The sequence below is a fragment of the Rhizobium oryzicola genome, assembly GCF_030504645.1.
GTDB classification, from domain to species: domain Bacteria; phylum Pseudomonadota; class Alphaproteobacteria; order Rhizobiales; family Rhizobiaceae; genus Neorhizobium; species Neorhizobium oryzicola.
In genome coordinates this window covers 76,332-99,589 of record NZ_JAUKWQ010000004.1, presented here as the reverse complement: position 1 = coordinate 99,589, position 23,258 = coordinate 76,332, and the positions used below count along the sequence as shown (strand labels likewise).

The window sequence follows — 23,258 nt, the reverse complement described above, 5'->3', positions numbered from 1 at the left end:
GATCGAGGCAGGCAAAGAGCCCGTAAAAACTCAGATCCCTTCTTCGAGGGAGAGGGCTTGGAGACGCTTTCGATCGAGAATGACAAGACCCCGGTCATGAATGGCTACCATGCCCGCGCGCTCCCAGGCCTTCAGAGCCCGGTTGACATTGCTGCGCGCGCCGCGGGCCATCAAGGCGAGATCGCCTTGGGTGACAAAGGAACCGATCGCCTGAACCGTCCTGCCCTGATAGATCACGGTCGTTTCCAAATCGTCTGCCAGTCGCAACACCGCTTGCGACAGGCGACCATGCAGGGTTTTGAGACTGAGATTGCGCGTGAGCATGATATAGGAGCGGTAGCGTTTGGCTACGACACCGGCAAGAGCCAACCGTACCTCCGGGTGAGTGTTTTCCATTGCCTGGAAGCTTGATATCGGGATCCGAAAGACAGACGTGTCTCCGATGGTCGTTGCCATGTCGTGGTAGACGCCGCCTTCGAATACGCCCAACTCCCCAAAAATCTCGCCTGGGCGGAGGATGCCGAAAAGTACTGGTGAACCGTCCTCAAGAAGATAGGACAACCGGACGTGGCCCGATCGCACAAAGAATAGATGGCTGGCTTCGTCGTCTTGAAGATAGATGAATTCGTTCTGGCCGAATACCTTTACATTGGCTTTTCTGGCCAAAAGCATTTGAGTCGACTGACCAAGTTGCCGGAACGGTGAGGAATCCCGGAAGGGTATTCTTTCGGCAAAGGGTAACGTTTGCGTTGTCATCTCACCTATATCCGCCAATATACGACCGGTTTATCGACATGCGTAATGTTTTAGCAGTGCTGTATGGGCGTCATTGATGATGCTAAGTCTTTGCGTTCGATACACTTCGTTTCCGAAGCTGATCGCGCAGAAAATACTCGGGCGCTAAATCTTCACCAGTATCTTCTTGTTATGCAACCTGGAACTTTTTGCATGCAATCTTAAGGAGAAGATTCATTGTCAACGTCAAAAAATCAAAACATGATGAAATATCATGGTTTCAGCACTCTTCGTTCAACTGCCCCATGAAGAAGTGCGTCATGCATCTGTGCCCGATGTCACAGGTCCGGTGCGAAACGGATAGACACCCCAATGGGCGCTGGTGCATGCATATAATGCTTTAAGGCTTGTGTGCAGAGGGGGTATCGGTCGATTCCATCTTCTTTGCCAATCGCAGGATTGCGGAGAGCTCCGAAATCTCTGGCCAGCCTGAAGCTGGGATGGATTGAAAAGGTTGAGGACGGAATGCTTCTGAACCGCCAAAATGACAGAGCTTCACCCGCCTCGAAAGAGGCGAGGGCGCCTCTCATCATGACCGATCTCGCCGAGATGCTCGTTGGAACGCATGGGCGTGAAGTTGCGGCGAAGATTATGGCGCGCTTTGAGGAGGCGGATCAGCACCTGTTGCGTAAGATGCAGGCTGGCGTTACGCCCGCAGATTACGCGACCATGGCTGCCGTGCGCGAAGCGCTGCGCCATGGAAGCAAAGTTCTGCGGATCGCAGAAAGGGCGGCAACAGTGGGCCTTCACGATGCCCCGCCTGCGCGCGGTTCCGATCTTCAATCGGGCATCCGGTAAATGCTGATGGTCGTCGAAAGCTGGGTTTGAGACGAGAACGTATTCGTAGAGGAGATTGGAAACATGGCAAGCACCTTCACGGGCCTCGGTACGCAAGAGGTTTGGGCCGCGGGCACGAAGGATACATCCTTCGACGGGCAGACCAGCGCAAAATACGTCATCCGCGACGGGTTCGACCTCATCTGGAGTCAGAAGCAGTTGGGGGACCAGATGCAGAAAATCGAAGGTGACATCCGAGATATCGAGCAGAATGCGAACCTGTCCGATACCGAGAAGATGTTCTCAATGCAGATGGCCATGAATACGTGGTCTGCAGTGTCTAACTTGCGCACCAACGTGCTGAAGTCGGTTGCCGACACGCTGAAATCCATTGCCCGTAACGTTTCCTGATCAAGCCGGCTCCTGACGGGTCGATCAGCCGGACGCAGGCCTGCTCCGATCCGTTTATCAAGGCAGTTCAGGCTCGCGTGGGCCGTGACGTCTGCCTGTTTGTGCATGGAAACTGATCGTGGGTGCGGAGTGAATGCGTATTCCGGGGAGAACACATTATGGAAGGTGCAATCGAAACTCTCCGCCAAAATGTGGCGACCCAAAGCGTTGTTTCTCCGGTGGGAACCGAGGTCATGGAGGAGGTGCGCGGCTCCTACCGGGGCGAGCGCGTCGAAGTTTCCTCGGTCGAGTCGCAGTTGGAGGACGCCAAGGAAGAGATCGGCATGTCCGTGGCGCATCGGGCGGACAAGCGAACGCTGGGTCAGCGGGAGATCCGTCAAGGCCGTGGGTCGAATATTAACGCTCTCGCACGGATCGCCGACTATTACGACAAGCTGCCTGACATGCCGCATGAGGATGCCCTGGCATCACTCGTGGAGCAAATGCAGAATTTTGCCGATTTGCTGGATGGGGATGGTGGCTCTGAGGTAACCATCGAAGATCTCTTTCGGGCGCTTCAGGCTTTTGATGGTGACCCGACGCATCAATTCGCGGCGCTGGAACTTGCGCGCGATGTATTCGCTGCCAGCGGCGCGTCCAACGCATTTCTTGCGTTGCTTGATGAAGCGGCGGCGGCTTTTCAAACTGGCGATCTGGGCCGGGATACCAGGGCCGGCTTTGCAGCAGCAGAAGTTGCGAATCGGGCAGCGCAAACTCTGGAAACCGATCCTGCAGCAGTACGGGAGGCCTATCGCGATCTTCTGCGAGAAAATACGCGTGACATGGGTGCCCTTTTCGACATGTTGCGACGCTTCGACGTCATGAAAAGCATGGAGGAAATTGTCGGAACCTTCATCGAAGTTGCCGGTCGTGACCTGTCTGCTGCCAGTCCGTCCAGCGACCCGATCTTCCTGCATTCCCTAGTGACCGAACTTGCCAAGCTGAAGAAGATGCAGACAGCCATAGACCTGTGTGCCCAGCTTACCCGTTCAGTGGATCGTCTGCTTCAGCCGGGGGAATTGGCACGCGGTACACCTGTCGACGTCGCATCGCGTATGCTGGCCTTCGCTTCGCGGGAGGGTCCAGGATTGCAGGACGCCCGGCAATTGATGTCGCGTTATGAGAAGAGTTCCGCGGCGACGCAGGTTGCCTTTGCCAATGGTTTGCGTGCCATCCACCTGGATCTTCCGGATGAGGTAATGCCGTCTTTACAGGCACGGCTGAACCAGACGAAGGCGCTTATGCGCCTGCTGGATGAACTCGTCGAAGCCGAAGAAGAAGACTATGAAGGCCGTGATCGTGATGACCAGCACCGCCAAGGGGAAGGAAAGAACTCGTGACTTTTTCGCCCCCTGTCCGGCAGGTTATCGAAGGTTTTGCCGCGCAACTCGGTATGACCACAAAGCCTGCACCTGATGGAAGCCACAGCTTCCGTTTTGAGATATCCGGTCTGCTAACCTTCACCGCTGGCTCGCGAAACCGCGTTGTCATAAGCCTTGCGCGTAAGCCTGCCATCATGAGCGATGCCGTCAAGACAAGCGCCTTGATGATGGCCGGACTTGATCCCGGCGGGCATCACTTTCTCCACGTGGGTCTGGCAGCGAATGATCAACTCGTCTTCGCGGTGATGATGAATGCGGAGGACTTTACGCTGCCGGCCATCGAAAGTGCGCTGCAGCGTCTTCTGCCGGCATCGGCAGCCATCGCTTAGAAGGTGGCCCTTCGCCCCCTCTCAGTGGGGTTTTGGCCTATGGTCGCCGCAGTCCATGTCGATCACGCCATGTTCCAATGGCTTGCCGTAAAGATTCTCACGGTTTCGCGAGACCCAGGCAAGAACCTCGGCGACGGCATCGAACAGGTCGTCTGGAATAGGTTCATGCAGTGCCGCATCGGCAAATAGGGCGCGCGCCAGAGCCACATTGCGGAAGATGGGCACCCCGGCCTTTTCCGCCTCCGTTCGCAAATAATGCGCTTGTGCATTGCGCCCCTTCGCCGTCACCAGTGGTAGAGGCGTTTCTCCAGGTCGATAGTCGATCACCACCGCGAAATGCGTAGGATTGACCACGACCGCTGCACCTTTTCGAGCGGCCGTACCGCCATCGCCCATGATCAATTCCTGAGCCAGCTGCTTGCGCTTGCCCTTGATGTGTGGATCGCCTTCGCTCTCCTTGTATTCCCGCTTTACCTCGTCCTTCGACATCATCAGGCTTTTGATGTGGGTGTGCTTCTGCCAGGCAAAGTCGGCCGCCGCGACAATGATGAATGCCAACGCCGAATAGGTCAGAGTCTGGAAAAGGATTGAAGTCGTAATCGTGGCAATGCAGGCGATGCCGCATTGAAGGGAGTTCAGAAACGGGCCGATCGCGTTCCTGATGACGTAGTATAGCAGGATCGACAGAAAAATGATCTTGAGGTTGGATTTCAGAAGTTCAACAACCGAGTTCATGGAAAAGATTCGCTTGAACCCTGCTGCTGGCGAGATCTTCTCAAGTTTCGGCATGATGCTGTCGAATGTGAAGAGCGATCCGAATTGCACGTAATTGGCCGCGATCCCGGCTAATATCACCACACCCAGGACCGGGAGGAGCACAACTGCGCCTTCGCGAAATGTGTAGACGATCCCGATCACTGCGTTCGCTTGGAAATCACCTGTGGCCAGACGCGCTGTCTGGTCGAAAATGCCGATGATGGCGGATGTTATCGCACCCCATGAAAGCCAGATGCAGGCAACGGTGGCAAACAGAGATATGGTTGTCACCGCTTCCTGACTGCGTGCGACTTGGCCTTTCTCACGCGCGTCCCTCTCCTTCTTGGGAGTCGGCAGCTCTGTCTTTTCCCCGCCCTCGCTCATCGACGACCTCCTGGGGAAAGACTGTCAACTGGATGAGATTCGCCAGCGGTCGGCGGCGGCTCATGGTTTGCATTCGACGGTTCCTTGGGAGGAAACAGAATGGGATTGGCGACTGGAACGATCGTATCCGGTCCCTCGGCACGATAGGCGGGCGGCGCAGGCATACCGGGCGGTGGATTGGAAAACTGCATCACGGCATAGAACCGGTCGATCAGCGGGCGGAAGCTTTGCAATTGATCGACGCTGTAGGGCATGAAGCGCGCGAAATAGAAAATCAAAAGGAAGATCGCAAGACCACTTTTGATCGGCATGGCAAGAATGAAAACCTGAACCTGTGGCGCAAAGCGGCTGACCATCGCCAAGGCAAATTCCGACAGGAACATCACAGCCGCGATCGGTCCAGCGATGATGACCATGATGCGCAGCGCATTATCGGCGATCGATAATGCAAGTTCGGGAAAATGCGGCGAGAGAACTGGAAGGCCACGCGTGGCCGGCCAGACATGATAGGACTGGTAGAGGAGGCCGAGGATCGGCAGCATGGCGCCTGTCGAATAGATATAGGTCAGGAAAGCCTGGCTGAAGAGAATACCGAGCGGTGACGTCTCATGACCCTGCAGCGGATCGATAGAAGCTGCAACGGCTGCACCACGCTGGTTGTCGATGAAGGCTCCGGCCGATTGTACGGCCCAGAAAATCCAGCTGACGATATAGCCGAGCACGAAGCCGATCGCATATTCTTTCAAGACATAGGCAACGAACGATACCACCGATCGGTCGAAGGCTGCCACGTCCGCCATGTTGATCGGCACCGCGATGATTGAAAGCGATAGGATTGCTGCGGTTTTTGAAATGCGCGGTACCGCGGTATCGGCCAGGAGCTGGGACACCTGCATGAAGGAATAGATCCGCGGCAGCGTCAGGATCAGCGCGATGATTTCGCGGTCGAAGAAACTGAAGTAGAGTCTTCCGATGTCGATGATCTCATTCATGTCATGCTCGGAAAATTGTCGAACAGCTTGGTCGTGAAGTTGACGATTTCCGAACCAAGCAGACCCGCCATGGCTGCGATGGTAATGGCGACCGCAATCAGCTTGATCGCGAAGGAGACCGTCTGCTCCTGGATCTGTGTCAGTGCCTGCAGCAGACTGATGATGATGCCGACCACCGATGCGACGATGATCGGTGGCATGGAGAGAACCATCACCAGCAGCATGGTTTCCTGCAGTTGCTGAAGTGCATCGCTTGGTGACATCGTCTTGCTCCTATACGTAAGTCTTGACGAGCCCCAGGATCAGACGCGACCAGCCGTCGATCATTACGAACAGGAAAAGCTTGAACGGCAGCGAGATCGTCAGCGGCGAGACCATCATCATGCCCATGGCCAGCAGGATGTTGGAAACGATAAGGTCGATGGCGATGAACGGCAAATAGAGGAGAAAGCCGATCTCGAACGACTCCCGCAGCTGACTGACCGTAAAGGCCGGCAGTACCACCGCAACTGATTTATCCGTGAGTTGCGAGGCCATGTCCGGCGGCCAGAGTGTCTTGGCAGCCTCCATGAAAAATACCTTTTCGCGGGGGCTTGCATGCTTCTCCAGAAACTGGACAAGCGGCCCGCTTCCCGCTTCGTAGGCGCTCTTCAAACCCTCGGCCGTATTGTAGTTAATCTGCTGGACGGACAAGAGATTGTAGGTCTGCACGACAACCGGGGCCATGATGTAACCGGATAGGATGATGGCGAGCGCATTCAGCGCCATGTTCGGCGGAATGTTCTGTACGCCGATCGCATTGCGTACGAGCAGGAAGACCACCGAAAGCTTGATGAAGCTTGTGGCGACGACCGCGATGAAAGGAAAGAGTGCTGCGGCGGCGAGCAGCAGGATGAGATTGAGCGGATCGGTCACGGGCTGGTGTCCTTCCCTTTGTTCGTCATGACATCACTTGCGTGATGCGCACGCCGATCCGGTCATCAATGCGCACAAGATCGCCCGTTCCAACCGCCTGTCCGTTGACTCGAAGCGTGACGGCGATACCGTCTTCGAGAGGTTGCTGCTCCATCTCGACGACACTGCCGCGTGTCCAGCTTGCCACGGTCGTCATGGGAACCTCGATCCGTCCGATATCAAAGTCGACCGCAAGGATAAGGTCAGTCAGCCCTCCCGAATGTTGTTCATCCGCTGACAGTTCGCCCTCGATGGGATCAGACATTCTGGAAATCTCCGATTTGAAGCTTGCTGGCCGCAGGCCATCCAGTGGGAAGGAGCCGCCGCAGACGGACTGATCCTGCGAGACAGAGAAGGTAAAGAGCCGGTTCGCAACGCGAACGTTCCTGCAATCCGGTGCCGTCGCGGCCATGATCACGACATCACCAGGTTCGATTGCTGCGAGTTCCGATTTGCTGAGCGATAATCGACCCAGGGTCATATCTGCCGATAGAAGAAGACTTTCGTCGAGCGGTCCCCTCGCCTGAAAGTTCGGCAATGACCTGGCTGCCAGCAGGGAAATAAGCCAGGCGCGGTTCAGGCCCGCCTTGAGGACTATTGGCCCGGTATTGCGCTGATCGATCGTCAGATCGAACCATTCGTCTATACTGTCGGCTTGGACCGGATCGTTGCTGCGGCCAACGTCCGCCATTGCCAGTTCTATGTCCGAGCTTTGCGGCAGCAGGCCGTTCATAACCGTCAAAACCCCTGCCCAAACCGCTTCGGCCAAAGGTTCCGGAAGGCTGTCGATGTCGGCTGCTTGAAGTTCTGAATTCGTCAAATCGGCAAATGGAAACTCGATCAGCCTGAACAATGCCTTGCCGATCGGATGACCGATCCGCACGCGGGCAAGCGGAAGATGTGCGACGGGCTTTGCCGCGGGCTCAACCTTCATGATTGCGCCGGCTTCAAGGGCGATGGGATGGCGGATTTGAGCCATAAAGGCATTCCAGACAGCCAGATGTGAGTGGCCGGCAATATCCGGCGCATTGATGCTTTTGACTGGCATCCATCGCTTCATCTCATCCGCCCAACCACTAGAAACCGCTCTTGCGGCTTTGGCCACCATCGTTCGGCTTATCCATAAGCAGATTTAGAACGCTCTTTCGGCGGCGACCTTCCGGCGGCTGTGACTAACGGCACAGCCGATCTTCCTTCCCCGTGTTCCTTCGCGGCAGCAGGCCCCTAATGGGATTGTGGGGATTGCGGAAGCCGGCTTTGAGGCCGCCGCAAGGGCAGGCGATGAGCTGCGCCGGGCAGTGTAGAATGGAGCCATCGAACGATGAGTGAGCCTGCGGTTGCCTCCGCTGCGGTTATTCTAAAGATCCTCACAGGCGTGCAGTCGGGCGTGGATATCTCACTGGCTGACGGCGTCTATACGCTTGGGTCCAGCGCTGAAGACGACATTCAGGTCTATGATGTCAGTCTCAAGCCAGGGCATGCACGTTTGCGTATTGCGGACGGTAAGGTACAGCTCGCCGGCGTTCATGGCAGCCTGCACAGCAATGCGGGCGCGGATTTCCCCGCCGATGGTGACTATCAGGAACTAGAACCGCTCGATATTGTCAGTGCTGGCGCAACGCGCTTTACGACCGGTCTACCCACGGCCAATTGGGCTTCGATCACCCGGGATGCAGCTACGCAGGATGAGGTTGCACCGGCAATATCACGTTCGCGCAGTAAAATTGGAGCGGGATCGGAACCGCCGCGCCTGCTGTTTGTGTCCTTGATGGTGGGTGCAGCAGTCTTCGGGGCCGTCGCCTTCTGGCTCTTGTTCGGTAATCTTGGCACAGCCAGGCAAACGGCACGGGCCGACGAGCGCCCGACACTGGAGCGCGTTCAGCAAGCTGTTGCGAAGCTTCCACTGCCGCGCTCACTGGAGATCTCGCGGGCAGTCGACGGCGTGACCTTCGTGACAGGCTTTACGGACAATCCGGCGGAGCGGCGTGCAGTGATTGCTGCGGTTCAGGAGGTCGATGGCACAGCACGTGTTCGCCTCACCGTTCTCGAAACGACGCGCAACGAAATCGGCGCGCTGTTGTCAAAGAACTATCCACATCTCGATTTCACCCTTGATGACAAAGGGGTGCTGACGCTTTCCGGCATCGAGCTTGATCCCACCGCTGCTGCGGCTGTGATTGATCTTGTCAGGGATCGCGTTGCCGGTCTTACGTCCATCGTTTCCAATATACGCACTTCAGAAACGCTGCTGGCCGATGTGCGTGCCATGCTGGACCGTTCCCGGCTATCGCCCTTGGTCCTGTTGCGGCTCGACGGGACCCTTATCGAAGCCTCAGGACTTCTCCCGATCGAAAAAATCGATGCTTGGGCAGGCTTCTTGCAGGCATACGCTTCGAATATCGCACCGATGATTCCCTTGCGCTCCTTCGTGAATCTCCAAAGTGCCAAGGGCGAAATCATGCCCGCCCAAGCCGGACCGGGATTGATTCTCGGCAAGGATGCGGCTGGCCCCAACGAAATGAAGGTCGATGTCTCTCGACTGGCCAACGGCCAATTCAAGCCGGAGGACCTGTTTTCCAACCAGGCTGTGAAGGCAGCGGGCAATACGACGGGGCCGAACACCGATAACGGCCCTTCGGGACAGCCGGACCAGGGTGCTGAAATCGGTCAGCGTCTGCAAGCGGAATTGGATGCTGTCGCTGGTCCATCGTCCATGATACAGCAGCGCAATGGTGATCCAAGTGAAAGCAACGGAGCGCCTTTGTCGAGCTCTTCGCGTAGCGACGCCACAGCAGAAGCACGCAACAGCACCGAGGTCGCTCGCCTCCTGCATAGCTGGGACAAAGAGGGCGCGGCAGGCTTTACTCAAGACAGCGTTCTCGTGCAGGGCCTTACCCGGTTGCAGGATCAGCTATCCGAGGCCACGAAGCTTGAGGACAGTTACAAACCTCTCACGGCAACGCTGGATGTCGTTCTGAACAGTCCCTGCTGGAATGGCTCCCGGCTTTCAGCTGCGAATGCCAAGGGCATTGTGTTCTGGCTCGATATGATCAGCGTCAGCGACAAGCTGACGATCCACGACCTGCGGCCGGAACTTCAAGGCACGGTACTGGAGGCCGCACTGAACCCGACGCACCTTGCGGACTGCTTGAAACGGTTCGGCGATACGTCCAGATCCGTCTATTTGACGGAAATCAGGCGAAATCCGAAGTTCGTCAACTTCATTGTCCGCAGCCTCTCGCCATATCAGCTTGACGTTGTTGGGGCGGATCTCACGCGCGATCGTTTTGTGCAGATCCGCAACGGAGACAAGTTGGCCCAAGGTTCGGCACCGGACAAAAATAGCCGTGTAGCGGTTGTCGGAGAACTCGGCGTGGCAATCCGCGTTGCGGATACCTTTTCCATCGTGATTTACGGCGAAAATGTCAGCTGGTTCGTTCGATAGAGCGGAAGGGATACTTGCGGTTATCCGGCATCAACGCGAGAGAATTGCGGAAATCTGTGACATGACTCCGGGCGCTTCGACCGTATCGACCGGGTCAGTCCGACTCGCCGGAGCTTCCAATACACGGATCCTACGGGTAGGGAAGCGCAGGGACAGGCGGTCCGCAAGGGCCTGGGCAGCAAGTTTCAAATCGTCGATCAGCGGATGTTCACCGGTAGTCAGGGTAACGTCCAGCTGATCCCCTGTCATGGTCAGGACGAGTGCCCTGATCTCCGAACCGTCCAATGCAGGCATCTGCAATCTGACCGTCACGGGTCCGCCGGGCATGGGGCGGTCTGCCGTGTTGAGGGCTTCGGCAATTTGTGCGGCGATGCGTTCGGCGCGCGCCTTCGGCGAAATGCGATCTGCTTCCATAGGCTCCGTGACGGCCGATCTGCCGTTCGCTGAGGCTGCAGCGATAAGGGACAGGCCTTCCGGCACCAACGGCGCATCTTCCTCATCACCCTGATGTCCCTCGTTCGGCTGCTTCGAAAGCGCATGACGCAGCCGCGCAGAAAAGGCGGCTTCCCGGTCCTGTCGATCGCTTGTATCCTCACGAAAATCGCGTCTGGTTTCAAACCCGCTGCTGGTTTGTCCTCGTGACGTTCCGAACCGGGTAAGGCCCGTATTCGCCCCACCTCGGTCTGCGTATGGGCCACTGCCGTCCGCAGAGGAGTGGTTAGAGTTCGTACCTCGACCGTTCTCAACGCGCGTCATGCGATCTTTCTCCTTGATCGGGAAAACATGTCTTCGGTTTCTCCCTCTTCTCTCGCCGTCAATGCTTCGGCCTGTGCGGTTACGAGATCCTGAGTGATTACGTCGTACTTGTCGGTGACCTTGGTCGCTTTCCGAAAAGCGTCTGCCGCCTCGTCTCGCTCTCGACGCACCCTTGCCTCGACATGCGCGGTTCGCTCCCGTTCATCCACCAGGATCTGGTGTTTCGCATGAAGTGTCGCGACCCGCGCCTTGATTTCATCGATTTCCCCCAAGGCCACGGTCCTGCCGAAGATTGTCTCGAAGATCGCGTTTTCGCGGGCGGGAAGCGTTCTCTGGCTTTCCTCAACGGCTTTGACTGCCGCATGGTGCGCGTGCTCAGCTTCATACAGGGCTCGACGGCATGATTGCAGGTGACGAAAAGCCTGCTCTTGTTTCAACGTTTTGACATGCAGCAGTATCTTCATCTGGCCGATCATCGGGTCACCTGCTGAAGCTTGCGCAGCATCGTCCCAAAATCATCGAACTCATCGGTGGCCTGCTTGAGGAATTCATTGATTGGCTTGTATCTGGCGATCGCAAGATCGGATTGCGGATCGGCGCCCTGTTTGTATTCACCAACCTTGATCAGCAGTTCGACGTCCGCATATGCGGCAAGCCATTCGTTGATTTTTGCGGCCATCGCTTGATGTTCGCGTGTGGTGACAGAACGCATCACCCGGCTTTTGGAGGCAAGCACGTCTATTGCCGGAAAGTGATTGGCGGCTGCGAGCTTGCGCGACAGGATGATGTGTCCGTCCAGAATGGAACGTGTTTCGTCCGCGACCGGCTCGGTCATATCGTCGCCCTCCACCAGAACCGTATAGAGCGCGGTGATCGAACCTCTTTCATTCATGCCCACCCGCTCCATCAGACGCGGCAGGTTGGCAAACACGGAAGGCGGAAAGCCGCGGCGGGTGGGGGGCTCGCCTGCGGCAAGGCCAATCTCGCGCTGAGCGCGCGCAAAGCGCGTCACGGAATCCATCAGGAACAGAACGCGCTGACCTTGATCTCGGAAATATTCGGCGATGGCTGTAGCGGTGAATGCAGCTTTGGCGCGCTCCATGGACGAGCGGTCCGAGGTTGCGACCACAATGACCGACTTTGCAAGTCCGTCCGGCCCGAGGTCGTGCTCAATGAATTCGCGCACTTCGCGGCCGCGCTCGCCGATCAGCGCGATAACGGTCACATCCACGGCCGCGCCCTTGACCAGCATGGACAGCAATGTGGACTTGCCGCCGCCAGCTGCAGCGAAGATGCCCATGCGTTGCCCTTCTCCGCAGGTGAGCACACCGTCGATGGCTCGCACCCCAAGCGGCAATGGCCGGTCTATGATCCGGCGCGTCATGGGATCGGGTGGATTTTTGTAAACGGGATAGAAGGATTCCGGCACGAAGTGATCATCGCGACCATCCACGAAATTGCCGAGTCCGTCCAGTACGCGACCTTTAAGACCAGGGCCAACGGCAACCGCCTGCACCCGCCCCGTCCGTCTTACCTCGGTGCGTGGACTGATGCCCTGCGTCTCCCCGATGGGTGATAGAAGCGCCTCCTCGTCCAGGAAGCCAACACATTCCGCATAGAGGCGCAGGTTGGAACTACGATTGATCAACTCCACGATCTCGCCGATCTCGATCTCCGGTACGGCTGCGTGGATCATCGTGCCGACCACCTTGCGAACCCGCCCCGTGACCGTAAACGCTGAAAATCGATCGACTTGAGCCGCGAGACGATGAACGAAGCCATCAACACGGGCAGCTATGCGAAGACGGCGAGCGTCCGCAAGCTGCACGATCGCCTCACCGTTGATCGTCACGGCATTCATGGTCCTGTCTCATGTTCCGTGCTTGCGCCGACGGCTCCCGTTACGGCGGCGCGGATGGCGATTTCCAACTCCGAACAGGTGCGTCCGAGATCGCCATCGACACGGCCGATCGCAGTCTCGAAAACGATATTGGGAGCGCTGAGACTTTCGTCTTCAACAACATCCACCAAATCCACCTCCGGAAACTCGCTGATGATCCGCGTAATGGATGATTTCATCTCGGTGGCCTGCTCCGGGGAAACCCTTAGTTCCCCGCGCTTTTCGCGTCGCATGCGCCTGAGCGCAGTGCGAACCAGGGCTTCCGCCTTGGTGCGATCGTCGAAATCCTCCAGCAGACATCGCATCGCCGCAACAACGAGATCGGCAAGTTCGGTTTCTACGGCGGCAAGCTTTTGCTCCAGTATGAGGTTTTCGCTGAAAAGCCGCGCGGCTGCCTCTCGCCTGGCGGCTCGCAAGCCTTCCTCGAACCCGCGACGCTTTTCGGACTCAAAGGCTGCCTCCGCCCCTGCGATAATCTCAGCCGCACGACGGTCTGCTTCCTGCAGCAAGGCTTCGCTGGCGGCGACGGCTTCAAACGCGTCTCGTCTGATGACATGCGGCCCTGACGGAAGCCGAAAACCGAGCGTGTTCAAGCGATAATAGGGGCCCATCGCGGGTTTCTCCTTCGCATGAGTTTCACAAGCGATGAGACCAAGGCGTCGGCCAGGGGAGGCTGATGGGGGCTTGGCAGACAATCGATCAGAACAGGGGCGACGGCAGCAACAAAGGAATGCAGCACGCCTCGCCCGAATTCCTCGAACAGGGTTGAGGCTGCACTTAGATTATCGGTTTTGGCGATTGCGCGCCAAATCTTGGGACTGTTCTCTAGGGCGGCTAGCGTCGAATGCAGGGTTGGTGCCTCTTGCGTAGCGAAGTGGAAGCTCTCGGCTCCCAATATAGCCTGAGCGTGCTGTCGTTCCGCCTTGAGGCCCAGCCGTACAATCGATCTGTGTAGCGCCGCGGCAGCGGCCAGCTGAGCCGCGAAACGAATGTCCGCCTCCGGCGCGCTGGCAATCAGCAGTGCCAGCCGACCCTCTGCATGAGATGAAAGGTCAACAATCTCATGTCGCGACAGGGAAAGCGGGCGTGGATGCAGCCTTGCGAGCGCCGGTCGAAAAGCTGGATGTCGCAGCAAAGCAGACATGACGTCGTGGGCGGCAATTTCCGCCGGCAGACTGCTATTGCACAAGTGGAATTCCGCAATCCGTGTTGCGAAGGAAAACTCGGTTGCACCGAAGGGGTAACCTTGTTTTCCGGCGCCCGTCAGGTTATCCGCCACCATCATGACGGCTCCATCAGTGCAGTCGTAGCGTCACTTGTCGTCGTTCTGCTTCCGCGACGTCGACGGCTCAAGACGAACTGAACAACGCCAAAAATGGAACCGGCAGCAAGAATAAGAAGCGCCGCCGCAACGCTATAGATCACGATGCGCACCTGCGGCGCGCTGGGCGCCGGAACGGCCAAGCCTGGGAATACATCCACGAGATCGACATTGCCAGCACGTTGCTGCGCCTTGCGGGCTGCCGCCTCCGTCAAGACCACCGTGACGGCCGCATAATCGAGGCCTTGGATCGAACTGCTGACAAGGCGACGTATCTGCGGCACCAGGAATTCGAGATCCACATTCGGTTCGTGCTTGATGAAGACCGCTGCCGAGGATGGCTTGACCGGCTGGCCCAGTTGGGGCTCTTCCGGCAGGACGATGTGCACACGCGCGGTAACAACGCCGTCGATCTGAGAGATTGTCTGCGCGACCTCCTCGCCAAGCGCATAAATATATCGAACCCGCTCTTCAAAGGGTGACGAGATGATCCCGGACTTCTGAAACACGCGGCCCATGGATTCACGCGTGCGGCGCGGAAAGCCCTTTTCGTTCAGAAGATCGATCGCTCTGCCCAGGTTTTCCTGCTCCACCTGCACTGTGAAGGCTTCGCCGACGCCCGTCTTGCTGGCATCGATGTTCTCGGCCAACAGTACGGCAACCATCTGGTTTGCCTCATATTCCGTCAGGTTGGTATAGAGGTCGGCCTTGCACGCCGTCAGTGCCAACAGGCTGGCAATCATGAAGGCAAGCCTGAAATGCTGGAATGCTTTCCGCGGTGTCATGTCCACGGTTACTGACCCTTCATCAGGGTGTCGAACACCTGTGTCGTCTTGCCGGTAAGCTTTGAGGAAATATCGACCAGCATCGTGAAGTTGGCCACTTCCACCTGCATCTGCATCAGCGATGTCGCATCGGTGGTTCCCTGCTTCAGGATCTCGCTGACACGCGCTTCGCGTGCATCGAAGACCTCTCGAAGGCTGGAAAGCCCGTTGAGGATCATATTGCCCTCTGTGGGTTGCGGAGCTTGGCCTGCCGGTGCCAGATCGAGACCAATTCTTGCCCGGTCATTGGGAGAAAGCGCTTGCGGCGTCAGCGCCTGTGAAGCACCGGCGGGGTTATTGGTGGACGTGGATTGAGGATCAGCGGTCTGTTGTCGGGCCATGGCTTGATCAAAGGCTGCGACACGATCGGTGGGAATGATTCCGGGGACCGAGGACTGTGGTGCGGGTACTGGGGGAACTGCCCCGAGGATGGGGGAAACCATTGTCTTGCCTCCTTAAAGACTGAATTCGGAGATCGCTGCGCCCGCCATATCGGCGAAGGACGAGTTCGGCGCACTGGCGATGACGCCATGCAGGCATCGCGCGGCAGCCGCTCGGTCTCCGTGGCGCGCCTGGGCAAGGCCGAGATATGTCAGAACAGCTTCGCTAGGGGGCAGTTTCTTCAGGAGCGCCACAGCATCCGCCGGACGGTCTTGTGCAAGACGCACCATGGCAAGTCCGAGTGGCCCTGCTTCCTGATCGGGTCGGGCCGCTGTGATCCCTTGAAAAATGGTTTCCGCGTCACCTAACATGCCGGCTGTTATCGCCATGAAGCCAAGTTCCACGAGGGTTTTCACATCCTCGCGCTCAAGAAGCAGTTCGGTGTCATCGACCATCCAAGCTCATCCCCTTCGTCACTGCCGCAAATCTTGGCCGTCTATCAGATGCCGTCGCGGCCTCCGACGGCACGGATCCGCAGCAATCCTCTCATCAGCGTTCCGCTGGCGCTTCATGCCAGGCTCCGCATACATTACCGGTCCTAGTTCACGTGCATCTTCAGCAAAACGCGCTGCGCTCCCCGCAGATCGGTGCTGAATGAGGGATCGATCCGGGCAATGCGTGCCGCCGCAGCGAGATAAGTTCGTGCGGCCGACCCATTGCCTGAATGAAGGGCGACCATGCCCAGAATGGAGCACGCGCGTGGATGACGCGCGCCAAGATCCAAGCAACGTGCTGCAAGAACTTGCGCCGATTGGAAGTCCTTCAACCGCAGGGCAAAGACAGCAAGCCCAAGACAGGCGTCCGCTTCGCCTCCGGGCATGCTCACCAAACGTGAGAGCATGTCGGCGGCCTCTTTCATTTGCCCCTGCTGATCCAGCTGGATTACATGGGCATAGTTGTCTTCGCCGGACCGCGGCTCCCGAACGATTGCCGGATCCGGTGCGATAGACGCGAGAACCGAATTGCGCGCGGCTTCTGCGGCGGCAACGTCCACACGCTCGGCCTGTGCAAGCCCCGTATGGGCCGGCGCTGCTCCGTTCTTGTCCAGCAAATCGGAAGCGCCAACCTCCGGCATCGCGGAGAAGATTGCCAAATCGCTCATGAAACTCTGATCGTCTTGCCGCTTGCCGCGCATCGAATGTCACCTACCTCGTCAAAGCGCACTGACACGTTTTCGAGGTCCAGTCCTTGTACCAAACCAATCTGTCAATGCGCGCCTCATTTACGCACGACTGTATCGAACGTCACAGTGCTTTGTCGGATTATGGGCTTTGTTAAGCTAACAAACCCACGGCTATACGATGGTAATTCATGGCGGGCGATCAGACATCCGAAGGTTCCCATCAGGTAGCGGAGCAACGGGCTCGCTGGCTTGCGGGCGAAGGTCGTGAGACGGTGAGAGATGTGCAGCCGGTCCTTGCCGCCATTCGCGACCAGCTCGGCCAACTGATCAAAACATCGATCATTCGCGATGATCCCGTCTGCATGCTGCTCGTGGATCATATGGTCCTGGCGCCCGATATGGCTGTCTTTCATTCACGGGTTGAGCAACTGGAGGAACGCGTGAAGGACCTGCTGGCAGCCCGCGATAAGGCCAGGAGGGTAGCGGTGCCCAACCAGGCCGATAAGGGGTGGTCACATGCGCCGGTGCGCCGGCTTTTAAAGCTTTGAGATCTGAGGACTGACCGATGCCGAGCATTTTCTCCAGTCTGAACGCCAATTGGGGTACGATGACGACACTCAATGCCGGATCCTACGGTGTTGCGACGACGCTATCAGGCCCTGCATCCTCGATGGCGATCAGTACATTTGTTGCTGCCCCCAATGACGAACAGGTGCGCTGGCTGAAATCGCTCGGCAGCCCGCAAACCATTTCCGGCGGATATGTGCTGACGCTGGAAACCTCCTCCGAGACCTATCAGAAGGGGGCCGCCAGAAAGGACGCGTCCGGAAATTATGTCTACGATAACTATGGCCGGCCGGTCATGGATTATACGACCCAGACCCGGACCGTGGAAAAGGTGGCGATCACGCAGGTCGAGGGGCTAATTCCCAGCGCAGGCCAGAAGCAATCCACCATTCCCTACTACAATCTTCCCGGAAGTTCTTCTGGTGGGGATGGCGCACTGAACCGAGCGACAGCGGATGCACTGTTTCCCGTCAAGGACGGTCTCAACACAACCATGCCCGTAGCGGATCGTCCTCCCGGCTTCGACGTCAAGGCGTCGGATCTCACAACCGACGATGCGATCAACGCTTTTGGACGCATCTTCAACACCTGGCACTCGTCCTATCAGGTGGAGTGGGTGAATGCGAACCTCAAGGCGCAGGCGATTACCAATGGTGTTTTGCTCTTGCAGGGCGCAACCACCTCCATCACCTATGTCGCATCGGTGCCGCCACCGGCGAACGGCACCATATCGCTCGGCGAATACTCAGCCACCCCACGTATCTACCAGGTCAACACCCTGACAAAGGACAATTTTGCGACAATGCCGACCAAAGACCAGGAGCGGATCGTTGCCACCGAAGCGTTCAAGCATATGGCGTCCTCGCTCGGCCTGTCCGTCAACAAACAGCAGATGATCGATGCGGCGAATGTTTTGCGGGGCCAGGTAACGAATTACAAGGCGTCCAATCGCAAATTTGTCGCGTTGCCACCAGACGCGCAGCAGGCTTTTACAGACCAGATTGACCTCCTCATCTCGCGTCTCGACAAGATGAGCGTCTTTTCCCAGACTGACATCCAGAGCCAGTTGACGGAGTTGCAGACACGGTTCAACCGATTGGCAGCATTCTTCAATGTGTCCGAGGAAAATTGGCGGCCTGGGGCGGGACAAGCGCCCCTCAATACCCAGGATCTCAGCACGCTGCCCACAAATTTTTCAGAAACGTGGCTGCCTCTGGGTAATGACAATGATGTCATAAGAGTTCCAAAGAACGTCGTCAGTCTGGATGATAACGCCACGATCAATTCTGGATACAATGTCTTCCTACAGCAGGAAATGCGTATTCGCGACATGAAGGAAACACGAGCATCCGTGGCGGCTGGCGATGGTTATATGAACGGCAAAAAGCTCGATGCGCCTTCCATGATCTATTACTTTCAAAGCCAATACAATCTGGAAGGTGAGGCAAAGGTCACAGTTGAGACGGAAGAGGTAAAGCAGCAAAACGCTTATCTGAAAACAATCAGTGTCATGCAGGAGCTTATCAACAAATCCATTGCGCAATTCCAGAAAGCGGATGAGGGTCCAAAGAGTTTTGCGGGTCTGGGGCCGGATTTCCTGGATAATCTTGCCAAGCAGATCAATTCCAATCCGCCGCTGAATGAAGCTGACATACAGACGCTCAAAGCAATTTTCATGTTCTCAGATAAATCAAATGACGCACAGAAAAATCCTTTGGAAGTATTGCGGGGTCTCAGTCGGCCAAGACTTGATCTCGTCCGGGGAAATATTTCTACAGGCCCTCAAAATGGCGGGTATATGTGGGATAACGCATCCAATGATCTGCAATCACACACCCATCCGCAATGGTCTAATTATGGTACCCAGCTTTCGGAATTGGTGACCCTGGTGAACCAGGAAAGCCAGTTGAAGATGAACGATATCAATTCGCTCGACCGCGAACGTAATCGTCATTTCGATCTCGCCAACAGCGCCCTGCAGAAGATGGCCGATCTCTTGCAGAACATTTCTCAGGCGACCTGATCATGGGTGCTGCACAAGACGTGGCAGATTTCTGATGCGGATCCGTTCGCTTGACGTTGGTCTTGAATCCGTAAGCCGATGGCAGTTGGAAGATGAGGTCCATCTCCCGGACGACTGCCGCGTCAGCCCGAATTATTTGCCATCGTATCGCGCGCTGGATTCCATTCTGTATCCGCCTTCGCTCGACGATCGGTTGCCGGATTTGCTCCAACCTCGTAATGTGGATCCGCAATTGATGGAGCCTTCAATCCTCCAGGAAACGCGCGCCGGTCTTGCTGCAATATTCCATCGGCTGGCGATCGGCACGCGAGATCCCGCAGACCGTTTGGTGTTCCGTTCTGCCGGTGCATTTCTGGATGATGAAGTGAATCGGGATGCCGAGGTCCGCGCCGCGTTGGCATTGCTGTTGCGCGCATGATGGAGCCCTTGCAGCCGCATCATGAACTTTCGCCACGCGAGCGGGATTTTCTGATGCTGTCGATCTATGTTCAACTGCAGAATGGATATGTGGAGCGCGCAAGCCTGCTATGCGATGCCCTTCGTCGCCTGGGGGACAATTCTGCCGATGCTACCTTGGCTTCCGCTGTCATCGCCTTCATCAACGGACATTTTCGTGACAGTGTGGCTCATCTGGATCGCCTCGATCGTATCGATCCGCTCGAACGATTCGGTAATTACCGGCTAACGGACCGGCAGCGTATGCGTCGCTATCTCAGGCTTCGCTGCCTTTACGAACTCGAGGAAAAAGCCCGTGCGCAGGATGCGCTTGAGAGCTATCTGCGCCACGGCGAAACCAATGACGAGGGGCTTTGATCCGCGGATCGTTGGGAGAACGGATTTCCGCCTTTGAAACGTTGGCTATCCGGTAGCTTTTCTGGAGCGGACGGATTTCGGGCGTGCATATTCTATTCAGGATGAAACAGCCGAGGGCGACTTCCGTCTGCTGTGCGGCAAATGAGCGTGCCCGCAGTCGACGGCCGATAATTGGCTTGTAACGACCGATCGCCGTTTCGATCACGGACCGTTTGCCATAGCTGGTCGCGGTCTGCCAATCATCCGGTCATCGGCGTTGATCGTCGTGATATGTTGGTTTCGGTGAGTTTGGTTGATCTGTGATTGACTGTGCCCATGGAAGGAGAAGCGCCACGGGCAAGCCGCATCCGATGGAGTTGCATGAGCGTGTGGTTGCGTTTTGTGAATGAAGGCAACAGTGATCGGGAAGTCGCCCGGCATTTCCGGATCTCTCTCCGGCTGGTCAGGCTCAATAAATGCGACATGCTCTACGCTTGTCCTGCACGCAGCATGGCCCATCTGTCATGGTTGTTCTGAACGCATAGCGGATCTTTGGCGTGGTCGGCGGTTCAAGGGAACAGCTTAAGCCATCGGGAAACCTTCATCACATCAAGGCGTTTCGTCGGTTAAAGAACTCGGCTAAGGTGGGGTATGTCACAAATCACCGTAACGCCCGCCCGAAAAGAGAAACTTGCCGATACAGTCTACGGGCAGATTCTGTCTGAAATCACATCCGGCAAATTCACCGAAGGGGACAAGCTACCTTCCGAGGCAGAGCTTTCGCTAGCCTTTGACGTGTCGAGGCCGGTCGTTCGCGAGGCGCTATTACGGCTCTCGACGGATGGTCTCGTCCAGTCGCGGCGGGGCATCGGCACTTTCGTGTCTACCAAGCCGTCTACGAGGCTGACGGAACTGGCCGATGCCGCTAGCCTTTCCAGTTATGTACGTTCGTTCGAGCCAAGAATCGTCATTGAAGTCGAGGCCGCGCGGCTCGCCGCTCTGCGACGCTCACGAGCGCATCTTGAGGCCATCCGCCAGACGATAGACGACCTGAACGAGGCGATCGCGCGGGGAGAGCTAGGGCAGTTTCAGGACATCGCCTTTCACGACGCGATCGCGATTGCTGCAGGCAATGAATATTTTCCTGCGTTGCTAAGGGATCTCCGGAGACCCGTCCTGGAAACAATGAATATTGGACTGGAGCTTGCAAGGGAACGAGCCCCGGCTCGACGATTGCGGGTGGTGGAAGAGCACACTCGGATCTTCAATGCGATCAGTATCGAGGATAGCGATTCCGCTGCGAGCTATATGAAATATCATCTGCTTCAGGCGCGCGCAGCGATCCTCGATGCGCAGCATCTGGAGGCAGGGCGTCTACATGCCGGCAGGTTAAAGCACGACGAATAAGTTGGGTGTCAAGAGTGCCGCCCACCTTGTCCTATCAGTGCAGGATCTGAGCCAGGAATTCCTGCGCTCTGGCCGTCTTCGGATTGGCGAAGAACTGGTCCGGCTTACCGGTTTCGACAATCGCGCCGGCATCCATGAAAATAATGCGATCGGCAACCTGACGTGCGAAATGCATCTCGTGCGTCACGCAGATCATCGTGCCGCCCTCCTTGGCAAGTTCGACCATTGTATCGAGCACTTCGCGGACCATTTCGGGATCCAGCGCGGAGGTCGGCTCATCAAACAACATCAGTTCCGGGCTCATGGACAGCGCTCGTGCAATGGCAACCCGTTGCTGCTGCCCGCCGGAGAGCTGGGCCGGATATTTCCCGGCCTGTTCCGGAATCCGAACCCTTTCGAGAAAACGCTGCGCTATTGCGCGGGCCTCCTCCCGTGAAACGCCCTTGACCTTCATTGGTGCAATCATGCAGTTTTCCAGCACCGTCATATGCGGGAAGAGATTGAAGTTCTGGAACACCATGCCGGTCCGCCGCCGCACAGCATCGATCGAGGGACGTGCATCCGTCACATCAACTCCGCAGACGCGGAGCGCGCCGGACTGATATGGCTCCAGCGCATTGAGACAACGGATCAAGGTTGACTTGCCCGAACCGGATGGTCCGCAGATGACAATTGTCTCGCCTCGGGTGACGGTCATGTCGATCGTTTTCAGGGCTTGGAAGGCACCAAAGAATTTCGAAACCTGCTTTGCCTGCACGACCGCACCGCCTGAGTTTCCATTCGAGTGATCCACGTTCATGCTCTTGTCCTCATACGGTCAGACGATCTTCGGGTCGAGTTCGCCAGACGCATAGCGGCGAGCCATGTCCGCCATGCGGATGACCTTGATCTTTCCGGCATGGCCGGCCGTGCCGAATTCTTCTAGCCGCTGCTTGCACAGCTTGGTGATGGCATCCATCCCGGGCTTCATCATGTTGCGAATGTCGAATTCCTTGGGGTCTTCGTGCATTACACGGCGAATCTGGCCAACCAGAGCCATCCGGTTGTCGGTGTCGATGTTGATCTTGCGGACGCCGTGTTTGATGCCGCGCTGAATCTCCTCGATCGGCACGCCCCAGGTCTGTTTGATGTCGGCGCCGTATTTGTTCATGATGTCCTGCAGTTCTTGCGGAACCGAGGAGGAGCCGTGCATGACGAGATGGGTGTCGGGCAGGCGACGGTGGATTTCTTCCAGCCGATCCATGGCGAGAACTTCGCCATCGGGCTTGCGGCTGAACTTGTAGGCGCCATGCGAGGTGCCCATGGCGATGGCAAGCGCGTCGACCTTGGTTTGCCTGACGAACTTCACCGCCTCATCCGGATCGGTCAGCATGCGCTCATCGGTGCGCGATTGGAGTTTACCCAGAACACCGATCTCCCCTTCTACCGAAGCCCCCATATAATGCGCGATTTCAGAGACGCGGGAAGTGACACGTGCATTATAGTCGTAATCGGAAGGCGTCTTAGCATCTTCAAGCAGAGAACCATCCATCATCACGGATGTGAACTTGTGCTGCAGAGCAGTCGCGCAGGTCGCTTCGCTATTCCCGTGATCTTGATGAATGACCATCGGAATATCTGGATAAATCGTTTCGAGTGCGGCGAACAGGTGTTCGATCATGATATCGCCCGCATAGGCTCGGGCCTTGGTGCCGACTTGGAGAATGACCGGCGCATCGACAGCGCGCGCGGCATTCATGACCGCTAGCATCTGTTCCATACAGGTGACACTGAAGGCGGGCACGCCGTACTGGTATTCGGCGGCGTGGTCGAGCAATTGTCTGAGCGTAATTCTAGGCAT

Annotated in this window: 27 protein-coding genes and 1 pseudogene; 10 read left to right on the top strand and 18 right to left on the bottom strand. The window is 57.1% G+C overall.

Going from position 1 to position 23,258, the window contains the following annotated elements; translation table 11 throughout:
- Nucleotides 1-30: 30 nt before the first annotated feature.
- A complete protein-coding gene (locus Q2T52_RS13985; protein WP_302077391.1) occupies nucleotides 31-756 on the bottom strand; it encodes a Crp/Fnr family transcriptional regulator in 726 nt (241 codons plus the stop codon).
- A 570-nt stretch (nucleotides 757-1,326) separates the two neighbouring features.
- On the opposite strand from Q2T52_RS13985, the gene Q2T52_RS13980 reads away from it, so the two are divergent.
- The 4 genes from Q2T52_RS13980 (at nucleotide 1,327) to Q2T52_RS13965 (ending at nucleotide 3,733) form a co-directional block, all read left to right on the top strand.
- A complete protein-coding gene (locus Q2T52_RS13980; protein ID WP_302077390.1) occupies nucleotides 1,327-1,593 on the top strand; it encodes a hypothetical protein in 267 nt (88 codons plus the stop codon).
- Nucleotides 1,594-1,656: 63 nt separating this feature from the next.
- Nucleotides 1,657-1,983, top strand: coding sequence for an EscF/YscF/HrpA family type III secretion system needle major subunit (locus Q2T52_RS13975; RefSeq protein ID WP_302077389.1), 327 nt, complete (start codon nucleotides 1,657-1,659; stop codon nucleotides 1,981-1,983).
- 158 nt (nucleotides 1,984-2,141) lie between these two features.
- On the top strand, nucleotides 2,142-3,362 hold the full coding sequence (locus Q2T52_RS13970) for an HrpJ domain-containing protein (RefSeq protein ID WP_302077388.1): 1,221 nt from the start codon (nucleotides 2,142-2,144) through the stop codon (nucleotides 3,360-3,362).
- Nucleotides 3,359-3,733 carry a type III secretion system chaperone family protein gene (locus tag Q2T52_RS13965; RefSeq protein WP_302077387.1) on the top strand — a complete coding sequence of 125 codons (375 nt, stop codon included), beginning with the start codon at nucleotides 3,359-3,361 and terminating at the stop codon, nucleotides 3,731-3,733. Before Q2T52_RS13970 ends, Q2T52_RS13965 begins: the two co-directional genes overlap by 4 nt.
- Before the next feature lie 21 nt (nucleotides 3,734-3,754).
- Here the strand turns inward: Q2T52_RS13965 and sctU are convergent, their stop codons facing one another.
- The 5 genes from sctU to Q2T52_RS13940 are packed head-to-tail and all read right to left on the bottom strand — an operon-like array spanning nucleotide 3,755 to nucleotide 7,867.
- Nucleotides 3,755-4,873, bottom strand: coding sequence for a type III secretion system export apparatus subunit SctU (gene sctU, locus Q2T52_RS13960; RefSeq protein ID WP_302077386.1), 1,119 nt, complete (start codon nucleotides 4,871-4,873; stop codon nucleotides 3,755-3,757).
- Nucleotides 4,870-5,865, bottom strand: a complete 996-nt coding sequence (gene sctT, locus Q2T52_RS13955; RefSeq protein ID WP_302077385.1) for a type III secretion system export apparatus subunit SctT — start codon at nucleotides 5,863-5,865, stop codon at nucleotides 4,870-4,872. Before sctT ends, sctU begins: the two co-directional genes overlap by 4 nt.
- A complete protein-coding gene (gene sctS / locus Q2T52_RS13950) occupies nucleotides 5,862-6,128 on the bottom strand; it encodes a type III secretion system export apparatus subunit SctS (protein WP_302077384.1) in 267 nt (88 codons plus the stop codon). Before sctS ends, sctT begins: the two co-directional genes overlap by 4 nt.
- Before the next feature lie 10 nt (nucleotides 6,129-6,138).
- Nucleotides 6,139-6,780, bottom strand: coding sequence for a type III secretion system export apparatus subunit SctR (sctR, locus tag Q2T52_RS13945; protein WP_302077383.1), 642 nt, complete (start codon nucleotides 6,778-6,780; stop codon nucleotides 6,139-6,141).
- A 25-nt stretch (nucleotides 6,781-6,805) separates the two neighbouring features.
- The gene (locus Q2T52_RS13940; protein WP_302077382.1) at nucleotides 6,806-7,867 is read right to left on the bottom strand and encodes a FliM/FliN family flagellar motor switch protein; all 1,062 of its coding nucleotides are present in this window, start codon (nucleotides 7,865-7,867) and stop codon (nucleotides 6,806-6,808) included.
- Between the two features lie 273 nt (nucleotides 7,868-8,140).
- Here Q2T52_RS13940 and Q2T52_RS13935 point away from each other — a divergent pair, with 273 nt between their 5' ends.
- Entirely contained in the window at nucleotides 8,141-10,264 is a 2,124-nt protein-coding gene (locus Q2T52_RS13935) for a BON domain-containing protein (RefSeq protein WP_302077381.1), read from the top strand.
- Nucleotides 10,265-10,294: 30 nt separating this feature from the next.
- Here the strand turns inward: Q2T52_RS13935 and Q2T52_RS13930 are convergent, their stop codons facing one another.
- The 9 genes from Q2T52_RS13930 to Q2T52_RS13890 all read right to left on the bottom strand — a co-directional run bounded on the left by Q2T52_RS13930 (nucleotide 10,295) and on the right by Q2T52_RS13890 (nucleotide 16,608).
- Nucleotides 10,295-11,020, bottom strand: a complete 726-nt coding sequence (locus tag Q2T52_RS13930; RefSeq protein WP_302077380.1) for a hypothetical protein — start codon at nucleotides 11,018-11,020, stop codon at nucleotides 10,295-10,297.
- Nucleotides 11,017-11,496, bottom strand: a complete 480-nt coding sequence (gene sctO, locus Q2T52_RS13925) for a type III secretion system stalk subunit SctO (RefSeq protein ID WP_302077379.1) — start codon at nucleotides 11,494-11,496, stop codon at nucleotides 11,017-11,019. The genes Q2T52_RS13930 and sctO overlap by 4 nt, the downstream gene beginning before the upstream one ends.
- Complete coding sequence (gene sctN, locus Q2T52_RS13920) at nucleotides 11,493-12,881, bottom strand: type III secretion system ATPase SctN (RefSeq protein WP_302077378.1); 1,389 nt, start codon at nucleotides 12,879-12,881, stop codon at nucleotides 11,493-11,495. The genes sctO and sctN overlap by 4 nt, the downstream gene beginning before the upstream one ends.
- Nucleotides 12,878-13,531, bottom strand: coding sequence for a type III secretion system stator protein SctL (gene sctL / locus Q2T52_RS13915; RefSeq protein ID WP_302077377.1), 654 nt, complete (start codon nucleotides 13,529-13,531; stop codon nucleotides 12,878-12,880). Before sctL ends, sctN begins: the two co-directional genes overlap by 4 nt.
- Nucleotides 13,510-14,205, bottom strand: coding sequence for a hypothetical protein (locus Q2T52_RS13910; RefSeq protein WP_302077376.1), 696 nt, complete (start codon nucleotides 14,203-14,205; stop codon nucleotides 13,510-13,512). Before Q2T52_RS13910 ends, sctL begins: the two co-directional genes overlap by 22 nt.
- The gene (sctJ, locus tag Q2T52_RS13905; RefSeq protein WP_302077784.1) at nucleotides 14,202-15,026 is read right to left on the bottom strand and encodes a type III secretion system inner membrane ring lipoprotein SctJ; all 825 of its coding nucleotides are present in this window, start codon (nucleotides 15,024-15,026) and stop codon (nucleotides 14,202-14,204) included. Before sctJ ends, Q2T52_RS13910 begins: the two co-directional genes overlap by 4 nt.
- An 8-nt stretch (nucleotides 15,027-15,034) precedes the next feature.
- Complete coding sequence (locus Q2T52_RS13900) at nucleotides 15,035-15,508, bottom strand: EscF/YscF/HrpA family type III secretion system needle major subunit (RefSeq protein ID WP_302077375.1); 474 nt, start codon at nucleotides 15,506-15,508, stop codon at nucleotides 15,035-15,037.
- Between the two features lie 12 nt (nucleotides 15,509-15,520).
- Nucleotides 15,521-15,901: a tetratricopeptide repeat protein gene (locus Q2T52_RS13895; protein WP_302077374.1), complete on the bottom strand. Its 381-nt coding sequence runs from the start codon at nucleotides 15,899-15,901 to the stop codon at nucleotides 15,521-15,523.
- A 143-nt stretch (nucleotides 15,902-16,044) separates the two neighbouring features.
- Complete coding sequence (locus Q2T52_RS13890) at nucleotides 16,045-16,608, bottom strand: hypothetical protein (RefSeq protein ID WP_302077373.1); 564 nt, start codon at nucleotides 16,606-16,608, stop codon at nucleotides 16,045-16,047.
- Between the two features lie 209 nt (nucleotides 16,609-16,817).
- Here Q2T52_RS13890 and Q2T52_RS13885 point away from each other — a divergent pair, with 209 nt between their 5' ends.
- The 4 genes from Q2T52_RS13885 (at nucleotide 16,818) to Q2T52_RS13870 (ending at nucleotide 20,032) form a co-directional block, all read left to right on the top strand.
- Complete coding sequence (locus Q2T52_RS13885) at nucleotides 16,818-17,177, top strand: hypothetical protein (protein WP_302077372.1); 360 nt, start codon at nucleotides 16,818-16,820, stop codon at nucleotides 17,175-17,177.
- Between the two features lie 164 nt (nucleotides 17,178-17,341).
- Nucleotides 17,342-19,219 (top strand): hypothetical protein, encoded by a 1,878-nt coding sequence (locus tag Q2T52_RS13880; RefSeq protein ID WP_302077371.1) that lies wholly within the window; start codon nucleotides 17,342-17,344, stop codon nucleotides 19,217-19,219.
- 34 nt (nucleotides 19,220-19,253) lie between these two features.
- The gene (gene sctX / locus Q2T52_RS13875) at nucleotides 19,254-19,637 is read left to right on the top strand and encodes a type III secretion apparatus assembly protein SctX (RefSeq protein ID WP_302077370.1); all 384 of its coding nucleotides are present in this window, start codon (nucleotides 19,254-19,256) and stop codon (nucleotides 19,635-19,637) included.
- Between the two features lie 53 nt (nucleotides 19,638-19,690).
- Nucleotides 19,691-20,032, top strand: coding sequence for a hypothetical protein (locus tag Q2T52_RS13870; RefSeq protein WP_302077369.1), 342 nt, complete (start codon nucleotides 19,691-19,693; stop codon nucleotides 20,030-20,032).
- A 45-nt stretch (nucleotides 20,033-20,077) separates the two neighbouring features.
- Here the strand turns inward: Q2T52_RS13870 and Q2T52_RS13865 are convergent.
- Nucleotides 20,078-20,314 (bottom strand): annotated as a pseudogene (locus tag Q2T52_RS13865) (IS5/IS1182 family transposase); the annotation flags it as partial.
- 348 nt (nucleotides 20,315-20,662) lie between these two features.
- Here Q2T52_RS13865 and Q2T52_RS13860 point away from each other — a divergent pair.
- Complete coding sequence (locus Q2T52_RS13860; protein WP_302077368.1) at nucleotides 20,663-21,418, top strand: FadR/GntR family transcriptional regulator; 756 nt, start codon at nucleotides 20,663-20,665, stop codon at nucleotides 21,416-21,418.
- 34 nt (nucleotides 21,419-21,452) lie between these two features.
- Here the strand turns inward: Q2T52_RS13860 and Q2T52_RS13855 are convergent, their stop codons facing one another.
- On the bottom strand, nucleotides 21,453-22,217 hold the full coding sequence (locus Q2T52_RS13855) for an amino acid ABC transporter ATP-binding protein (RefSeq protein WP_302077367.1): 765 nt from the start codon (nucleotides 22,215-22,217) through the stop codon (nucleotides 21,453-21,455).
- 18 nt (nucleotides 22,218-22,235) lie between these two features.
- Nucleotides 22,236-23,258, bottom strand: a complete 1,023-nt coding sequence (fba, locus tag Q2T52_RS13850; RefSeq protein ID WP_302077366.1) for a class II fructose-bisphosphate aldolase — start codon at nucleotides 23,256-23,258, stop codon at nucleotides 22,236-22,238.

Bases quoted from the DNA above. Each gene is read 5' to 3' on its own strand.
- Q2T52_RS13860 (WP_302077368.1), top strand. From the start codon at position 20,663: ATGTCACAAATCACCGTAACGCCCGCCCGAAAAGAGAAACTTGCCGAT.
- Q2T52_RS13985 (WP_302077391.1), bottom strand. From the start codon at position 756: ATGACAACGCAAACGTTACCCTTTGCCGAAAGAATACCCTTCCGGGAT.
- Q2T52_RS13895 (WP_302077374.1), bottom strand. From the start codon at position 15,901: ATGGTCGATGACACCGAACTGCTTCTTGAGCGCGAGGATGTGAAAACC.
- Q2T52_RS13900 (WP_302077375.1), bottom strand. From the start codon at position 15,508: ATGGTTTCCCCCATCCTCGGGGCAGTTCCCCCAGTACCCGCACCACAG.
- Q2T52_RS13910 (WP_302077376.1), bottom strand. From the start codon at position 14,205: ATGATGGTGGCGGATAACCTGACGGGCGCCGGAAAACAAGGTTACCCC.
- Q2T52_RS13930 (WP_302077380.1), bottom strand. From the start codon at position 11,020: ATGACGCGCGTTGAGAACGGTCGAGGTACGAACTCTAACCACTCCTCT.
- Q2T52_RS13890 (WP_302077373.1), bottom strand. From the start codon at position 16,608: ATGAGCGATTTGGCAATCTTCTCCGCGATGCCGGAGGTTGGCGCTTCC.
- Q2T52_RS13980 (WP_302077390.1), top strand. From the start codon at position 1,327: ATGACCGATCTCGCCGAGATGCTCGTTGGAACGCATGGGCGTGAAGTT.
- Q2T52_RS13870 (WP_302077369.1), top strand. From the start codon at position 19,691: ATGCTGTCGATCTATGTTCAACTGCAGAATGGATATGTGGAGCGCGCA.
- sctU (WP_302077386.1), bottom strand. From the start codon at position 4,873: ATGAGCGAGGGCGGGGAAAAGACAGAGCTGCCGACTCCCAAGAAGGAG.
- sctN (WP_302077378.1), bottom strand. From the start codon at position 12,881: ATGAATGCCGTGACGATCAACGGTGAGGCGATCGTGCAGCTTGCGGAC.
- sctJ (WP_302077784.1), bottom strand. From the start codon at position 15,026: ATGACACCGCGGAAAGCATTCCAGCATTTCAGGCTTGCCTTCATGATT.
- Q2T52_RS13970 (WP_302077388.1), top strand. From the start codon at position 2,142: ATGGAAGGTGCAATCGAAACTCTCCGCCAAAATGTGGCGACCCAAAGC.
- Q2T52_RS13855 (WP_302077367.1), bottom strand. From the start codon at position 22,217: ATGAACGTGGATCACTCGAATGGAAACTCAGGCGGTGCGGTCGTGCAG.
- Q2T52_RS13935 (WP_302077381.1), top strand. From the start codon at position 8,141: ATGAGTGAGCCTGCGGTTGCCTCCGCTGCGGTTATTCTAAAGATCCTC.
- sctT (WP_302077385.1), bottom strand. From the start codon at position 5,865: ATGAATGAGATCATCGACATCGGAAGACTCTACTTCAGTTTCTTCGAC.
- Q2T52_RS13975 (WP_302077389.1), top strand. From the start codon at position 1,657: ATGGCAAGCACCTTCACGGGCCTCGGTACGCAAGAGGTTTGGGCCGCG.
- fba (WP_302077366.1), bottom strand. From the start codon at position 23,258: ATGCCTAGAATTACGCTCAGACAATTGCTCGACCACGCCGCCGAATAC.
- Q2T52_RS13940 (WP_302077382.1), bottom strand. From the start codon at position 7,867: ATGCCAGTCAAAAGCATCAATGCGCCGGATATTGCCGGCCACTCACAT.
- sctL (WP_302077377.1), bottom strand. From the start codon at position 13,531: ATGGGCCCCTATTATCGCTTGAACACGCTCGGTTTTCGGCTTCCGTCA.
- sctO (WP_302077379.1), bottom strand. From the start codon at position 11,496: ATGATCGGCCAGATGAAGATACTGCTGCATGTCAAAACGTTGAAACAA.
- sctS (WP_302077384.1), bottom strand. From the start codon at position 6,128: ATGTCACCAAGCGATGCACTTCAGCAACTGCAGGAAACCATGCTGCTG.
- sctX (WP_302077370.1), top strand. From the start codon at position 19,254: ATGCGGATCCGTTCGCTTGACGTTGGTCTTGAATCCGTAAGCCGATGG.
- Q2T52_RS13885 (WP_302077372.1), top strand. From the start codon at position 16,818: ATGGCGGGCGATCAGACATCCGAAGGTTCCCATCAGGTAGCGGAGCAA.